Origin of the sequence: Paenibacillus sp. CH40 (assembly GCF_024213605.1) — a bacterium.
GTDB lineage: Bacteria > Bacillota > Bacilli > Paenibacillales > Paenibacillaceae > Paenibacillus > Paenibacillus polymyxa_B.
This window is the reverse complement of the sequence record NZ_JANAVQ010000011.1, coordinates 116,457-134,446: the sequence shown is the minus strand read 5'-3', so window position 1 is coordinate 134,446 and position 17,990 is coordinate 116,457. Positions and strand designations below refer to the sequence as shown.

Sequence of the window (17,990 nt, the reverse complement as noted above, 5' to 3'; positions counted from 1 at the left end):
GAAAAAAATTACTGGAGTCATAAATTGGAATCTGAGGATCATATCATCTGCCTACCATACACCAACCATGTGTCCAGAAGTACAACTGTAACGAGTTTAAATTCCCATACGTACACGCTCACATTTCCAACTGAAATTTCCCAAAGAATATCATCTATAACAGGTGGCGCTCCATGGGCTGTGTTTATGGTCCTGCTTGCTGGAGTAGAGAGCTTATTGCATAAATACACATGTGAGGAACGTGTGCTGCTGGGCATTCCGGTAGCCAAGTCTAGCAACGGTGCTACAAAGCCGATCAACCATCTGCTTTTATTGAAAAATACGCTGGATTCCAGCACAACCTTCAAAGCCTTGCTGTCTCAAATCAAAACCTCTGTCGGCGAAGCAATTGAACATCAAAACATTCCTTTTTGGAACTATTCTGAATTACTTGACATTCAACGTAATGAGGATGGAAAGCCTCTTATTCACACCACAGTATCCTTGCAAAACATTCATATTTCTGATTTTTTGAGTCACGTACAATCTGAACTAGATTTCCAGTTTCAATGGGAACATGAAGCGGTCTCCCTGAACGTAAAGTATAATAGCGACCGTTATAGCGAGACGACGATTGAGCACTTTGTTGAGCAGCTTCTGCGGCTGTACACTATTGTTTTGCAGCAGCCAGAGTTGGCGATTTCCACAGCACAAGTGCTGTCAGAGCAAGAAGTAGAGCAGCTGGTCCATACCTTCAACGATACAAATGTGGATTATCCACGTCATGCGTCTATTCATGAATTGTTCGAGAAACAGGTGAAGCAGACACCACAGCAGGTGGCGGTAGTGTGTGGGCAAGATAGCCTAACCTATGCAGAATTGAATGAAAAGGCCAACCGACTGGCTCATTCTTTACGTAAGCAGGGAATCCGCACCGAGCAGACGGTCGGCATTGTAGCTGAACGCTCGATTGAGATGATTGTCGGTATGCTCGGAATTCTCAAAGCAGGTGGAGCATATGTACCCATTGATTCTGATTACCCGGATGAGCGTGTACGCTATTTGTTGAAGGATTCCGGTGCGGACATACTGCTCGTGCAGCGAATGGAACATCGGCCCACTGATTTTAAGGGAATGGTGCTTGACCTTAGCGATACTGCAATTTATGGAACGGATGATGCTGATCGTTACGATCCCATTTTGCCGAATGATCACGGAACGAATACTGATCCGGGATACGTGGACTCCCTAGATCCGTTCTACTCCATTTCCGCCAGTCCCGAACTTGCTTCTACGACAACCATACAACCAGAAAACATGCAACCCAAAGCTACGCAATCAGAACAAGCAAAACAAATACAGCACGCTTATGCAGCTGAAGAACAACCGAAAGCGAGCGCAGCTGGTCGCTTGGCCTATATTATGTACACCTCAGGGACTACAGGCCAGCCCAAAGGGGTTATGGTGGAGCACCGTAATGTCGTGCGTTTGGTGACAAACACAAATTATGCACGCTTGAATGCCGATACGCGCATTTTGCAGACCGGGTCTGTTGTCTTTGACGCGTCCACCTTCGAAATTTGGGGTGCGTTATTGAACGGTGGACAGCTGGTGCTGGTGAGTCAGGATATTATTTTGGACGCGCCCAAGCTCAAGGAAGTTGTTCGCAATCACGGCATTACCACGATGTGGCTGACCGCACCACTCTTTAATCAGCTATCCCAGCAGGACTTGGAACTATTTGAGGGGATGCGGGAGCTATTGGTTGGTGGTGATGTGCTGTCCGTACCGCATATTAACCGGGTATTGGAGGCCCATCCGAATCTACATATCATTAACGGCTACGGTCCGACGGAAAATACGACCTTTTCCACCACACATGCCATTACCGGCGTTCAATCGGCATCTGTGCCCATTGGTAGCCCGATCCATAACTCGACGGCATATGTCGTGGACGGTTCGATGCAGCTCCAGCCTGTTGGAGCGTGGGGAGAACTGATCGTCGGCGGTGACGGGGTGGCTCGCGGATACCGCAACCGCCCAGAACTGACGACCGAAAAGTTCATTGACAGTCCGTTCCGTGGCGGCGAACGCTGCTATCGAACAGGGGACCTGGTGCGTTGGAATGCGGACGGGACGCTGGAATATAAGGGACGAATCGACGCGCAGGTGAAAATTCGAGGCTACCGGATTGAGCTGGGCGAGGTGGAAGCACAGCTGTTGAAGCTGGAGGCAGTCCGAGAAGCTGTTGTAATTGCACATGAAGATGAGCAAGGGCAAAAGCTGCTCTGCGCATATGTGGTCACCCATGCGGAAGTAGCGACAAGTGAGCTGCGTAGTGCTTTGAGCCAGGAGCTACCGGGCTACATGGTACCGTCGTATTTTGTGCAGCTGGAGCAATTGCCACTGACGCCCAATGGCAAGGTGGATCGCCGAGCGTTGCCACAACCAGAGGGAGGTGTAAGCTCAGGCGCAGAATATGTACCTCCTCAAAATCAATTACAAGCACAACTGGCTAGCATCTGGAAAGATGTGCTGGAGCTTGAGCGCATTGGGATTAAGGATAACTTTTTTGAGGCAGGAGGACATTCCCTGCGGGCGACACATGTCATATCACTCATCTATAAGGAATTGCATAAAAATGTGCAGCTAAAGGATCTGTTCCAGCATCCGACAATTGAACAGCTGGCGCAGGTTATTGAAGCACTGGAGCAAACCACCTATGAATCCATCCCTGTTACGGAGAATAAGCCATTTTATGCGGTTTCTTCAGCTCAAAAACGGATGTATATCCTCAATCAGCTTGATGGAGCGGGAATTAGCTATAACATACCTGGTGCCCTGACTCTGACCGGTTCACTTGATCACAAGGCACTGGATAACGCGTTCCGTCAGCTTATTGACCGCCATGAAACATTGCGCACAAGTTTTGAGACCATGAACGGTGAACCTGTCCAGCGAGTACATGACGAGGTTCCTTTTTGCATGGAATTGACCTATGCTCACGGAGCTGCCCCAAAGGAAACGGATGAGCTGGTACGTAACTTTGTCAAACCATTCGATCTGGGGCAGGCCCCGTTATTCCGAGTTGGTTTGATTGAAACAGACCCAGAGCATCATATTTTGCTCATGGACATGCATCATATCATTTCGGACGGCACCTCTATAAATGTACTAATTCAGGACTTTATTCATTTATATGCAGGCGACACGCTGCCATCGCTACGCATTCAGTATAAAGACTACGCCGCTTGGCAACAGAAGCAGCAGCAAAGTGAACGCTACCGGGAACAGGAAAACTACTGGCTCAATACCTTCGCAGGAGAGCTACCTGTGCTTGATCTACCGACTGATTATCCACGCCCAGCGGTGAGAAGCTTTGAAGGAGATGTGCTGGAATTTACGCTTGACCAACGACAAAGCGAAGGCTTAAAAAGCATTGCGGTGCAGACGGAATCGACATTATATATGGTGCTGTTGGCTGCTTATTCGGCTTTGCTTAGCCACTATAGCGGGCAGGAAGATATTATTGTCGGTTCGCCAATTGCAGGGCGGCCCCATGCGGATCTTGGTAGTCTGATCGGGATGTTCGTGAATACACTGGCAATCCGTAATTATCCAGAAGGCGGGAAAACGTTCCGCGATTATGTGTTGGAGGTCAAGGAAAACGCGTTAAAGGCTTTTGAACATCAGGATTATCCGTTTGAAGAGCTGGTGGAGAAGCTGGGCGTAGATCGAGATTTAAGCCGTAATCCGTTATTTGATACCATGTTTGCACTGCAAAACATAGAGCAAAAAGAGCAGCAGCTGGTGGGGCTGCAATTGGCATCTTATCCAAGTGAACAAACGACGGCCAAATTTGATTTGAGTCTGTTCGCAGTGGAGGATGGAGAACAAATTTCCTGTGCTCTTCAATACGGAACTCGGCTGTACAAACGGGAAACCATTGAACGACTGACTGAACATTTGCAGCAGCTTATCAATGCGGTTATAAAACAGCCGGATATCGCTCTTTCGGCTATAGAAATGGTTTCGGCCCAAGAAAAAGAGCTGCTTGTGCAGAGATTCAATGATACGGTAGCAGACTATCCGTATCCACGAGATCAAGCACTGCATGTGCTGTTCGAGGAACAGGTAGCGCAATCACCAGATCGGCTGGCCATCACCTTTGCGGACGTGCAGCTTACCTACCGCGAGCTGAATGAACGTGCCGACCGTCTGGCACGCATACTCGCTTCCCATGGGATACAGCGCGGGTCCGAGCCAGAGACACAGCGAGTAGGGATTATGGCTGAACGCTCCATTGAAATGGTCGTCGGTATGCTGGCGATTTTGAAGGTCGGAGGGGCTTACGTTCCCATTGATCCTGATTATCCTGAAGAGCGTATCCGTTATTTACTGGAGGATTCCAGTGCGGGGCTGTTACTGTTACAGCGACGTGAGCAGATACCTTTTGAACCCGGCATTCCGGTCATCGATTTGAGTGATGAACAGCGATGCAATAGCAAATCTGAATGTGACGCTCAGACGGATGGAACAATTGCGATTACAACAGGGGGATCTTCTTCCGATCTTGCGTATGTGATCTACACCTCTGGTACGACAGGCAAGCCGAAGGGCGTGATGATTGAGCACCGTAATGTCGTGCGCCTAGTGAAAAACAAAAGCTATGCCATGCTTGATGAAAATACACGTATGCTGCAATTGGGCGCAGTTGTGTTCGATGCCTCCACATTTGAAATCTGGGGAACGCTGCTGAACGGGGGACAACTGTATGTGGTAAGTCATGACACTATTCTGGATGCCTCCAAGCTCAAACAGGCAATTGACAAGTATCGTGTTAACACGATGTTCATAACTACGGCTTTATTCAATCAGTATTCGCAGCAAGAAATCGGAGTGTTTGCGTCCTTGAAGGAGTTGCTCGTGGGTGGTGATGTGTTGTCTGTACCACACGTCAATCGTGTGTTGAAGGAGTACCCGCAGCTTCGCCTGGCCAATATTTATGGTCCGACGGAGAACACCACCTTTTCCACCATCTATGACATTACAGAATCGCAAACCCAGGCTATTCCCATTGGACGTCCAATTGATCACTCGACCGCTTATGTGGTCAATCGTTCGTTGAAGCTGCAACCTATCGGAGCCTGGGGAGAGCTGATCGTCGGTGGCGACGGTGTTGGGCGAGGATATCTGAATCGGCCCGAGCTTACGGCGGAAAAATTTATTGAAAGTCCATTCCGGTCTGGAGAATATTGCTATCGTACAGGGGATTTAGTGCGTTGGCGTGCTGATGGTGTACTGGAGTACAAGGGAAGAATGGATGAACAGGTCAAAATTCGCGGCTACCGCATCGAACTGGGTGAAATTGAAACCCGTTTGTCCACGATTCCAGGTGTGAAGGAATCGGTTGTTACCGTGCGGCAGGATGATCACGGACAAAAACAGCTGTGTGCCTATTTTGCAACAGACAGTGAATTGAGCGCCAGCGACTTACGTAGCATTTTGTCGCAGGATCTGCCTGGCTATATGGTGCCGTCTTACTTTGTGCAGCTCTCCAGACTGCCTTTGACGCTGAATGGCAAAGTAGACCGCAGGGCACTACCCGCACCTGAGCACAATCTCGATACAGGTATGGATTATGTGGCACCCGAGACGGATGTCCAACAGGCACTGGCTACGGCTTGGGGAGCCATTCTTGGTATCCCGAAAGTCGGAATACAGGATAACTTTTTCCATTTGGGTGGTGACTCCATCAAGGCCATCCAAGTATCGTCCCGCTTGTTTCAGGCTGGATACAAGCTGGAAATGAAGGATTTGTTCAAATACCCGACAATTGCGGGACTAAGCACATATATTCAGCCTGTTAACCGAATAGCCGAGCAGGGCGAGGTTACAGGAAATGTAGTGCTTACACCGATTCAGCGCTGGTTTTTTGAACAGCCAACGGAAGAACCACACTATTTTAACCAATCTGTCATGCTCTATCGTCAGGAAGGCTATGACGAACAGGCACTACGGCGGGCGCTCCATCAGATTACTTCGCACCATGATGCATTGCGTATGGTTTTTAGTTTGTCGGAGAACGGATGTACAGCATGGAACCGCAGTGTAGAGGAAGGCGAACCGTACCATCTGGAATGCTTTGACTATAATGACAGCGATGTAAACAAGCAAGATTTGGCGAAGATAATTGAAGCGAAATGTAATGAAATTCAATCTGGTATTTCCCTAAGCGAAGGTCCGCTGATGAGACTGGGGCTGTTCCGTTGCCCAGATGGAGATCATCTGCTGGTCGTGATTCATCATTTGGTTGTAGACGGGGTATCCTGGCGCATTTTATTCGAGGATTTGGCGACTGCTTATGATCAAGCCTCCAAGGGTGAACAGGTGATTCAGCTGCCTCATAAAACAGATTCGTTCCAAACATGGGCCGAGCAGCTGCACGCTTATGCCAACAGTCCAGCTATGGAACATGAGCGAGCGTATTGGGGGAAACTTGCACAAGCGGAACTGGCTTCTTTGCCGCAGGATTATGGGCATAACGAGCACGAAAAGCCATTGATTGGCGATAGTGAGTCGGTTACTGCTTTGTGGACACATGCAGAGACAGAGCAGCTGCTCAAGCAGGCCAATCGTGCCTACCGTACAGAAATTAATGACCTGTTGTTGACGGCGGTAGGAATGGCATTGCAAGCATGGAGTGGAAATGATCGTTTCCTGATAAATCTAGAGGGACATGGACGTGAAGCCATTTTACCAGAGGTGGACATTACTCGAACGATAGGGTGGTTTACAAGCCAATATCCTGTTTTGCTCGATATGCCGGAAGAACTGGCACTTTCGCAACGGATTAAGCGTGTGAAGGAAGGACTGCGCGGCATTCCGCAAAAAGGGATTGGCTACGGTGTACTGAAATATTTATCCGACCGTCAGACACAGGCACCGGAGGCATCTCCAGCCATATTTACGACAGATCCCGAAATCAGCTTTAACTATTTGGGACAGTTCGATCAGGATATGAAAGGGAACGACTTGCAATCATCCTCATATGAGGGTGGGATGCCGCTGAGCCCGACCATGGCTCGAACGTATACGCTGGATTTTGGCGGCATTATTTCGGGAGGCCAACTGGGTCTGACGATTAGCTATAGTCGTACCAGCTATAGACCGGAGACCATCGAGCGATTGGCGAAATTCCTGGAATCGAGCCTGCGTGAAATTTTGGCGCATTGCATCCATAAAGAACACCCGGAGCTTACCCCAAGTGATATTTCTTACAAAGGAATGAGTGTGGAGGGCTTGGACAGCCTCTTATCTGAAATGGGTGCTGCGGGCGAGATCGACAATGTATATGCACTGACCCCCATGCAGAAAGGGATGCTGTTTCACAGCCAGCTAGATAGTCAAGCAGCTGCGAATGACGCATATTTTGAGCAGGTTTCTTATGATATGCGAGGTCAGATGGACATTCGGGCTTTTGCAGAAAGCCTGAATATTCTGGTTCGGCGACATGAGGCGCTGCGTACACATTTTTATTTTGGCAGAGATACGGAACCGTTGCAGGTGGTGTATCGAAATCGGGATTGCGGCTTTCAATATGAAGATTTACACCATCTGGATGAGGATGAAATAGATACCAGGGTGAAAAATTTCAAGCTACAAGATAAAGCACGGGGCTTTGATCTGCGTCGGGATGTCCTGCTGCGTGTAGCGATTTTACGTACCGGAGAAGACAGCTATCATTTTGTATGGAGCTTCCATCATATCGTCATGGACGGCTGGTGCCTGTCCCTTATAAATAAAGAAGTGTTTGAAAGCTATGCAGCACTTCAGGAGGGCAGAGTACCAGAGCTGGCACCGGCAGTGCCGTACAGCCGCTTTATTGAATGGCTGGAAGCACAGGATGCCAAGGCGGCAACCGACTACTGGAGCAGCTATTTATCCGGATATGAGCAGCAAACAGCATTACCAGCTGTAAAATCCGGTCGCAAGAGTGGAGGCAACACGGCTAGTGATTGGGTGACGGTTTTGGAACGTGAGTTGACCCTCCGGGTGGAGGAGACGGCTAAGCGATATCAGGTGACCATGAATACGTTATTACAAACCGTCTGGGGGATTGTGCTGCAAAAATATAACAACCACAGTGATGTCGTATTTGGTAGTGTCGTCTCAGGCCGTCCATCGGATATTATCGGGGTAGAGGATATTATCGGCTTGTTCATTAATACCATTCCAGTTCGCATTCTTAGTGAGGCAGGGGAATCTTTTGCAGAAGTTATGAAGAAAACACAGGAGCAGGCGCTGGCTTCTCATGCGTATGATACGTATCCACTGTTTGAGATTCAGGCATTAACCGACCAGAAACAGGATTTAATTAACCATATTATGGTGTTTGAAAATTATCCGGTAGATGAGCAGGTCGAAGAACTGGGAAGTGACGGGCAGGATACATTCCCGATTTCCAACGTGGTGGCTGCAGAGCAGACTAACTATGATCTGAGCTTAGTCGTTATGCCGGGAGAATGCATCAAGATTCGTTTTATGTATAATGCGTTAAGTTATGATCAAACAGGCATTAAGCGTCTGCATGGGCATTTTGTGAATCTGTTGGAGCAAGTTTTGCTTAACCCGAATGTTTGCGTAGAAGAGCTGGAACTGGTTACAGCGGCGGAAAAACAACAAATTACAGGAGAGTTTAATGACACTGCCTCTGCATATCCAAGCAATCACACGATCCAAAAACTGTTTGAGGAGCAGGCAGAGCGCACGCCGGATCATATTGCTGTAGCTTTGGGTCATCAATCATTGACCTATCGGGAACTCAATGAGACAGCCAACCGTTTAGCGCATACGCTGCGTGATGCAGGGGTGAAATCCGATGAACCTGTTGGCATTTTGACGGAGCGCTCACTGGATATGATTACGGGAACACTCGCTATTTTGAAGGCTGGAGGCGCGTATGTGCCGGTAGACCCTCAATATCCGGAGGACCGTATCCGTTATATGCTGGAGGACTCGGGAGCTAAGCTGCTGCTGGCTCAGCAGGATTTACTGGATCGTTGCTATTTCGACGGACAGATTGTGAATCTGAATGAGGATACGTCCTACAGTGCAGATGCTTCCAATCTGGGTATAGATGGAGCGGGTAATCATGCTGCTTATGTCATTTATACCTCAGGTTCAACAGGTAAACCTAAGGGTGTCGTAGTTGAGCATCAAAGTGTCGTGCGCCTTGTCCGCAATACGGATTATGTGCCATTTGATGAATCGACTCGAATGCTGCAGACTTGCGCGTTTGTATTTGATGTATCTACGTTTGAAATTTGGGGTGCGCTACTGAATGGTGGTCAGCTTGTTCTTGTGCATAAGGATGATCTATTGGACGCGGCCAAGCTTAAAGAGACGATACGGGATCATCACGTCACCATGATGTGGCTGACCACACCGTTATTTAATCAGCTTTCACAGCAGGATAGTAAACTTTTCGGCGATGTGAAGTATTTGCTGGTTGGTGGTGATGTTTTGTCTGCACCCCATATTAACCGGGTCCTGCGCGATAATCCAGACATGAACATCATTAACGGCTATGGGCCAACGGAAAACACAACCTTTTCGACGACGTATCACATTACGGAAGAACAGCTGGATTCTGTGCCGATCGGACGGCCCATCTGCAATTCGACGGCGTATGTTGTAGATTCGTCATTTAACCTGCAACCGGTCGGAGCTTGGGGTGAGCTGGTCGTCGGCGGAGACGGAGTTGCACGTGGTTATCTAAATCGTCCTGAGCTGACGGCTGAGAGATTTCTTGCTAACCCGTGGAGGGACGGAGATCGCCTGTACTGTACGGGAGACCTTGTTCGCTGGCGTGAAGACGGCATACTGGAATACGCTGGACGGATTGATCAACAGGTTAAAATTCGCGGTTACCGGATTGAGCTGGGTGAGGTGGAGGCGCGGCTGGCAAGTGTACCGTCCGTGCGGGATAGCGTGGTTATTGCTTTGCGGGATGGAGCAGGTCAGCAGCAATTATGTGCTTACTTTACTGCTGATGAACAGCTGACCATCCGTGAGATTCGAGCTGCGATGTCGGCCAGTCTGCCGAGCTATATGATTCCATCCGCATTTGTACAGCTGGATCGGTTTCCGCTGACGACAAACGGCAAAATCGACCGCAAAGCTTTACCTGTGCCGGACAAAGGGCTGCACACGGGTATAGAATATGTCGCACCGCGAACCGATGTGGAGCAGTTGCTGGCATCCATTTGGCAGGAAGTGCTTGAAATTCCACAAGTGGGTATCCATGATGACTTTTTCACGTTGGGTGGACATTCCTTGAAAGTACTAGAGCTTATACGCAAAGTTCACCTTGCCACAGACATTGAGCTTCCCATCCGTAGTGTAATGGACTTCCCGACTATAGAAGAGCAGGCGCTCACATTATTGAAAGCCGATCTGGAATACAAGGCCGATAGTCCAATCATTCGGTTGAATGAACACGGTCCGATCTCTATCTTCTGCTTTCCTCCTATGCTTGGATACGGGCTGTCGTTCGCGGAGCTGGCGAAACAACTGGATCAGGACGCAGTCGTGTATGGATTGGAGTTCGTGGATGATGCTGCGGATGAGCAGGCCATGCTGGCACGTTACGTTGATTTGATCGTCAGCACGCAAGCGCAAGGTCCGTATGTGCTGCTTGGTTATTCCATAGGTGGTAATCTGGCGCATAAGGTTGCTGACACACTGGAACGTCAAGGCCATGCTGTATCCGATATTTTTATGCTCGATTCGGTCAAAAGGGCGGAAGCCCTGCCCTTCACAGTTGAAGAAACAGAGCATGAAATTCATGACATGCTGGAACAGGTTCCCGACTCCTACCGTGAGCTGTTGAATGAAACGTACCAACGTAAAATGATCGCTTACGCGGTGTATGGCAACCAGCTTGTGAATACAGAGAGCGTTCAGGCGAATATTCACGGCTTTGTCGCCGTTGGATCGGAAACGGTGAGGGGCACAGGAGATAATCGACTTTTATGGAAAGACGCTACACAAGGTAGCTATGAAGAGCATAGCTTGATTGGTAATCATTATGAACTACTGGAACCCGGATTTATCGAGGAAAATGTAAAAAGTATTCGTTCCACAATACAAAAGATAACTCGGAACACGGACAAAGACATGACACAAGATTTGGCACATCATAAATCTTGAAAGTCTATGGTCGATGATGTAACGAACGGAATCACTAATTTTTAATCTGTAACTCATGAATCCTGATCGACAGGTAAGAAGCCTTCTGCTTACACGATTCGATCAGGATTCGCTTTATCATGTGCACTCCCGCGATGGGAAGTGCGATGATTCCATAGCGCCATGCTGATGGCTTCCATACGGAGTATAAATATCTGCTCGCTATGCAATCACCGCACGGTTCAAATCATTAAATCAACTTCATACGTAAGGATGGTACTTCATATGAAGAATAAAGGCATTTGCTACCTATCCGCATTTTTAGCAGCATTGTTTCTCTGGAACCTGCTCATTGCTTCGGCATGGGCAACAGACAGCATAACACCTGATTCATTGGAAAAAACAGTGGACGATATCATGAATACAGAATTGGAAAAATTGCATATTCCGGGGGCTGCGGTCGTCGTGACCCAAGAAAACCAAATCCTTTTTAGTAAAGGCTATGGATATGCAGATCTGGAGCGGAAAGTGGCATTCGATCCAGCGAAGACCATTGTTCGTGTCGGCTCTCTAACCAAATCATTTAGTGCAAGCGCCACGATGCAGCTGGTTGAGCAAAACAAGCTTGATTTGAATGAAGACGTGAACAGCTATCTCCACAGCTATAAAACTACGCAATACCAAAATCAGCCTTTCAATTTGCATCAGCTTTTGACACATACCTCAGGATTGGACGAAGCGCTGTACGACATTAACAGCTCGACTCGGGCAGGCGTTTTGCCCACAGAGCAGTATCTCAGCACGTATTTTCAAAATCAGCCTCCCATCCGCAAACCTGGAATTCAGTATGATTACAGCAATGTCGCCTATGGTCTGATCGGTAATATCGTGGAGCAAGTAAGCGGTCAGGGACTGAACGATTACCTCCGTACACATCTGTTCCAGCCGATGAATATGCCCAGCGCGACGCTGGAATTGCCGTTAAATCATCCGGCACTGGCCCAATCGTATCAGTGGAAGGATGGAGCGTATTTGAAACAGCCTTTGTCATATATCAATCTGCCGGGAGCAGGAGCGTTGAACGTCACACCCAACGAGTTTTCCCATTACCTGATCACTCATTTAAACCAGGGCAAGTATGAGGGCAAAGTGGTGCTCCAGCCACATACGGTAAAAGTGATGCATGCGCAGCAATTTGCAGTCGATGCACGACTGGATGGCGTAGGCTACGGATTTTTCCGTGGTCATTTGGAGACGGGAGTACCTATGCTGTGGGCTACCGGGGAAATTGATGATTTTATTTCCGAAATGGTACTGATTCCGTCGCAAAAGATCGGTATTTTTGTGATCATTAATTCAGCTGACACGGACACCCTGCTTCATGGAAAAGTCATCCATGCGATAGCCCAAATGCTGCCCTCAGAGCCGAAGGCCGTTTCGCAGTCACTAGCTCGTTCTTCCACCCAAGTGAAGCTTTCGCCAGAGATTGAGGGCGTATATCAGGTGGATTCTAATCCTGTTCATGGGTGGGGAAAATGGATTCGGATACTGGGAAACATTACATACACCGTGCGAATTCAAGATGATCATACGTTAATTGTTAAAGGAAAATACCCAAATGAGAATGAAGCAACAGACAAAGTTTTTCAAGCAGCAGGCGATGGATTGTTTGTGGAAAAGGGGGGCCAGCTTAAAATTTTGCTGTATCAGGAAAACGGTACGTGGATGATGGTTGCCCCGGATAGTAAGACCATGAAGCAGACGACACTTTGGCACCGTACCTGGACTCTGCTTGTCAGCTACGCTGCCGCCTCCTTATTTTTCATCACGACCTTGCTGATTTGGATCGTAAGATATGTGATCAGAGATATCCGTAAAACGAATAATCACATTTCGTCCAACCTTGCATTCATTGCGTCACTAAATACGATTTTTCTCGGGGTGCAGGTCATCTATGGTAACAATCAGATCGTGTATGGCTATTCCGCGTGGTATATCTGGGGAATTTGCACGCTGCCACTCATTTCAGCACTCATTGCCGTGTGGGTATTAATCGTGAATGGCGCAAAGCTGATTACAGGGGAAAGAAGAACCCGGGCTGCCGGGAAAATCCTATTTGCGGTACTCACATTGCTGCATACGGTGTATCTTTTTTATTGGAATTTCCTTCCTATTCACTATTCCTAAAGATTTACAAAACAATGCATATTCGAACATAAATGAATGCTAAAATTTGTATCTGATGCCCCCCAGAGGGGCTTTAAAACAACAAACAGGAGGAAAAGAATGGGAATATTTCGTCGTTTTACATCCCGTAGCTTCAAATACGCAACTGCTATGGTTTTCACTTTATCGTTGTACGCTGGTGTTGCGGGCAGCATGCAACCGGCACGGGCAGAAGGTCCGGCGGACCCAGCCCCCTTCATTGCAGCGAAAGTGGTCAATGAGAACGCTGGTAAAAAAGTGCTGTTTGATAATACACATGGACAGACAGCTGGCGCAGCAGATTGGGTGATTGATGGTGGATTTTCAGACTTCGGCCAAGCCCTCGCGAGTAATGGCTATGATGTACACGAGCTTCGCCAATCCACGCCTATTACTTACAATGATCTAAAGAATTATGATGTATTTGTTACGGCAGAGCCGAATATTCCTTTTAAACAGAGCGAACAGGCTGCAATGGAGCAGTATGTAAAAGCAGGCAATAGTATTTTTTTCATTGGAGATCATTATAACGCGGACCGCAACAAGAATCGCTGGGACGGATCGGAGAGCATTAATGGCTATCGTCGTGGTGCATGGGAAGACCCTGCGAAGGGAATGAGTGCGGAAGAAAAAAGCTCGTCAGCAATGCAGGGCGTAGTCAGCTCAGATTGGCTGGGCAGCCAGTTTGGTGTGCGCTTTCGCTACAATGCATTAGGCGATATCACGGCCAATCAGATTGTTGAGCCAGCGCAGGCGTTCAACATTACAGCTGGAGTGAGTAATGTCGCAATGCATGCAGGATCAACACTCGCGATTATCGACCCAGCGAAAGCCAAGGGAATCGTATATCTTCCTAAAACCAATCAGGCTTGGGGCAACGCGGTAGATCAGGGCGTTTATAACGGAGGCGGCATTCCGGAAGGACCTTATGCAGCTGTATCGAAAGTAGGGCTAGGCAAAGCTGCTTTCATTGGGGACTCGTCTCCTGTCGAAGATGCAACGCCAAAATATTTGCGCGAAGAGACAGGAACCAAGAAGACAACGTATGACGGCTTTAAGGAGCAGGATGACGCTGTGTTACTGGTCAATATCGTAGACTGGTTGTCCAAGAAGGAGGAGTATACCAGCCTGACGGAAGTGAAAAGCTTACAGCTGGACCAGCCGACGGCACTACTGCCTTTTGAAGAGCCGCAGACTTCCACGGAACCACAAGCCGAGCCTTGGTCCGCTCCCGCAGCCGACTACAAATGGTGGGATCAGCGAACATTCAAAGCAGGGTCCTATGGCGGATCTACAGCCAGTGCGCAACCAGTGTACAGCATCGTTCGTCAAGAGCAGCTGCCCAATGCACAGCCTTTTCAAATTCGAGTTACTGCCGACCAACTGGCTCCTAACAGCACGATTAGCGGATTCAGCACAGGTATTTATGTAGCGGGCGGCAATCAAGTAGCCCAAATTCAAAATCCGGATGGAAGCTGGCCAACCTCTTACGGCTATAGCGGAACATTTAGCCTGGAGTCCAACGGCAAAGGCCATGCCTATAAAGACTTGACGGTGCGGATCAAGCCGGGAACCAGTGGTTCAGCTAATCTTAGACTGAGGCAAAACGGCAGCAATCTGCTGACCCAATCCGTCGTGCTGGCTGATGTCCCGGCCCAGCCGTTGCCTGAGGAAGGCAATACGGTTCCAGCTCGAATCAGTGTCGCAGAAGCACGGAATCTCCCGGCTGGCAAAGTCGTGACCTTAGAGGGTGTTGTGACAACAGAACCAGGTGCATTCGGTGGTCAAGCCTTTTACATGCAGGATGAAAGTGGCGGTATTTATGTATATCAGAACCAAAGCGGCTTTCACCAAGGGGATCGAGTAAAGCTTACAGCAAGCTTGGCACTGTATAATAGTGAGCTGGAGTTAACCGCTCCAGTGGCAATTGAAAAAACGGGAGAAGGACAACTTCCGGAAGCTGTACAAGTCACCGAACTCAGTGATGCGAACCAAGGACAGTTGGTTGAGCTTCCTACGGCAATGATTCGTAATGTGATAGACGCCACTCCCGTAGGTTCGTTTGAATTTGATGCAGTATCTGGTGAAGTAAGTCACCATGTGCGCGTCGATGCACGTACAGGCTTAACTCGGACATCTTTTCCATATCAAGAAGGACAGCAAGTGAAGCTGAAGGGAATTTCGGCGATTTTCAAAGGGGATTATCAGTTAAAACCGCGTGGACTGGATGATTTTTCAGCTCAGGCAGGCGCAGCTTTGCAGGAAGTAGAGCTTTCAATGGATCAAACGACCCTCAACATTGGGGATACGGCAGCGACACATCTCAAGGGTACGCTGACAGATGGCAGCGAAGCTGATTTAAGCCGCGCTTCTGTTCAGTATATCAGCAGTCATGAATCCGTTTCGCTGGATACGTATGGAGAACTTAAGGCCCTAAAAGAGGGGAGCGCGGAGATTACAGCCAGCGTCACCTTGGACGGTATAACGGTTGTATCCAATCCTGTAACCGTTAGAGTCGAAAAGACTGCTGTAGGTGAAGTGCCGGATAAACCTGTGCTGTCGCATGATAACGGGCAGGACACCGGGCTGAAGGATGGCAACTACAACATCACCATGAATCTGTGGTGGGGTACGAATGGTGATGAACTCAAGTTGTATGAAAACGACAAGCTGATTGGCACCCAATCGTTGCAAGCCGCTTCCCCTGGAGCACAGCATGCAGTCATTCCTGTTACAGGCAAGACCAATGGTACCTACACGTATACTGCAGAACTGATAAACGCTTCTGGTAAAACGACCAGCGATCCGTTAACTGTCGAAGTGACCGATGCTTCCCCTGGCATTCCAGTGCTGTCTCATGACAATTGGGACGGTGACGGCACCTACACCCTTACAATGAACATGTGGTGGGGTACGAATGCGACAAAATACAACTTATATGAAAATGGAGAACTGATCGATGCCCAGGATCTGCCAAGCCAAAGCCCGCAGGCCCAAAGTGCAGTCACCAACATCCAAAATCAAAAGCCGGGTACATATGAGTATCGGGCCGAGTTAGTCAATGCTTCAGGAGAAGTTTCTAGTCAAACGATAAGTGTAGAAGTAAAGGGGCATTAAGTAGAAACGATGGGCCGTTAAAAAGTAAGAGCATCTATTGACCTCGTGAGAGTCTATAGATGCTTTTTTATTTTTTTTCGAAGCGGGAATTATCATTTTAGGATTGGGTTGGCGAAGCGGAAAGTCCCTCTATATCTGAGGAGCCATAGAAGAACATGGCAACTAGAATCACAATAATGACAACCTCTGCAAAATATTCTCCATCAAACTCACTCACCGCATAAGTCTCCTTTCGCCACTTGTTAATTATTTATTTTCTGTGAAAAGGCTTGTATCACCTGGTCCAGTGTCATATTCCCGTTATCATTTAAAAATTTCACCATATTATCGACATTGGATGGAGTGGATGCTAGTGTTTTGTATTTTCCTGTGAGTCCTAAAAACAATGTTGCTTGTCTGTATAAAGTCACGGAATCGACGTTTAGTTTTCCTGTTAGTAGGAGGGCTGCCACGAGGACCTCCACATTTTTTCCTTGAAGCGCAGAAAAGATAGCCGAATTACTGTTTAATCCATTTTTCTTTTGACCGTTGAGGGGGGATTTGGATTTACGATTCCCGTTCCCATTACCATTCTTTCCTAAGGAAGCCATTGAATCTTCCTCCCGCCATATACTGCTCCTGCCTGGTTTTCACAAAATTCGAGACAAGGACAGCGGCACTCCATGTGCTCATCAATATACGTTATGATCATACGATATGCGAATAAGAGAGCATTGGTTACTATAAGAATCATCCTGGCTGAAGGCAGTTGGCTACTGTTATCCAGTAATTTATTTCGCATGTTGGTCCGATTTAGAGTAAACTACAATAAAGCAAGCCAAATGAGCATTTGCATAAATCCCAGGAGCGTTTTCAATCAGCAATGTTTAGACTGAAACGGTTTAGTTCGTTTATTGTATTTTTGAGCGTTGAATTGGACTTAAGCAAAATGCTGAAATAGGAGTTGTAGATAAAATATGTCGAATGAAGAAGTATTGTTAACTAAAGAGGGATTGGCCAAGCTGGAGGATGAGCTTAAGGAACTGAAGACCGTAAAACGCAAGGAGCTAGCCGAACGCCTTAAGTTGGCTATCAGCTACGGCGATTTGAAAGAAAATAGTGAGTATCACTCAGCCAAGGACGACCAAGCGTTTATGGAAACCCGCATTCTCATATTGGAGAAGATGCTGACCAAAGCCCGGGTCGTGGATGAGAGTAATTTAGACCTTAGAACCGTTAGTATCGGATCGACTGTCATTCTGAATGACATCGAATTTTCAGAGAAGATGGAATACAAAATTGTAAGTCCTGCTGAGGCGGATGTTCTTGATAACAAAATTTCCTATGAAAGTCCTTTAGGCAAGGCACTTTTGGGAAAAGAAGTGGGCAGTATCATTCATGTGGATGCACCCATGGCTGTAATTAAATATGAGCTGCTTGAAATTAAGCTCACATAGTTCATTCCCGATTCCCTTATATGAGGGGGCCGGGATTTTTTATTTCTCGCTGCCTACAAT

At 47.8% G+C, this 17,990-nt stretch carries 5 protein-coding genes; 4 read left to right on the top strand and 1 reads right to left on the bottom strand.

All coding sequences use genetic code 11. The features are described from left to right. The 3 genes from NLX73_RS23190 to NLX73_RS23180 all read left to right on the top strand — a co-directional run. On the top strand, positions 1 to 11,193 hold an 11,193-nt coding region (locus NLX73_RS23190), incomplete at its 5' end, for a non-ribosomal peptide synthetase (RefSeq protein WP_254327477.1). Positions 11,194 to 11,457: 264 nt separating this feature from the next. Next, complete coding sequence (locus NLX73_RS23185) at positions 11,458 to 13,359, top strand: serine hydrolase domain-containing protein (RefSeq protein WP_254327476.1); 1,902 nt, start codon at positions 11,458 to 11,460, stop codon at positions 13,357 to 13,359. A 99-nt stretch (positions 13,360 to 13,458) separates the two neighbouring features. Then, the gene (locus NLX73_RS23180) at positions 13,459 to 16,494 is read left to right on the top strand and encodes an endonuclease (protein ID WP_254327475.1); all 3,036 of its coding nucleotides are present in this window, start codon (positions 13,459 to 13,461) and stop codon (positions 16,492 to 16,494) included. Between the two features lie 242 nt (positions 16,495 to 16,736). Here the strand turns inward: NLX73_RS23180 and NLX73_RS23175 are convergent, their stop codons facing one another. After that, positions 16,737 to 17,084, bottom strand: coding sequence for a hypothetical protein (locus NLX73_RS23175; RefSeq protein WP_025721144.1), 348 nt, complete (start codon positions 17,082 to 17,084; stop codon positions 16,737 to 16,739). 366 nt (positions 17,085 to 17,450) lie between these two features. Between NLX73_RS23175 and greA the strand changes: the two genes are divergently transcribed. Then, positions 17,451 to 17,930, top strand: a complete 480-nt coding sequence (greA, locus tag NLX73_RS23170) for a transcription elongation factor GreA (RefSeq protein ID WP_013310174.1) — start codon at positions 17,451 to 17,453, stop codon at positions 17,928 to 17,930. Positions 17,931 to 17,990: the final 60 nt, after the last annotated feature.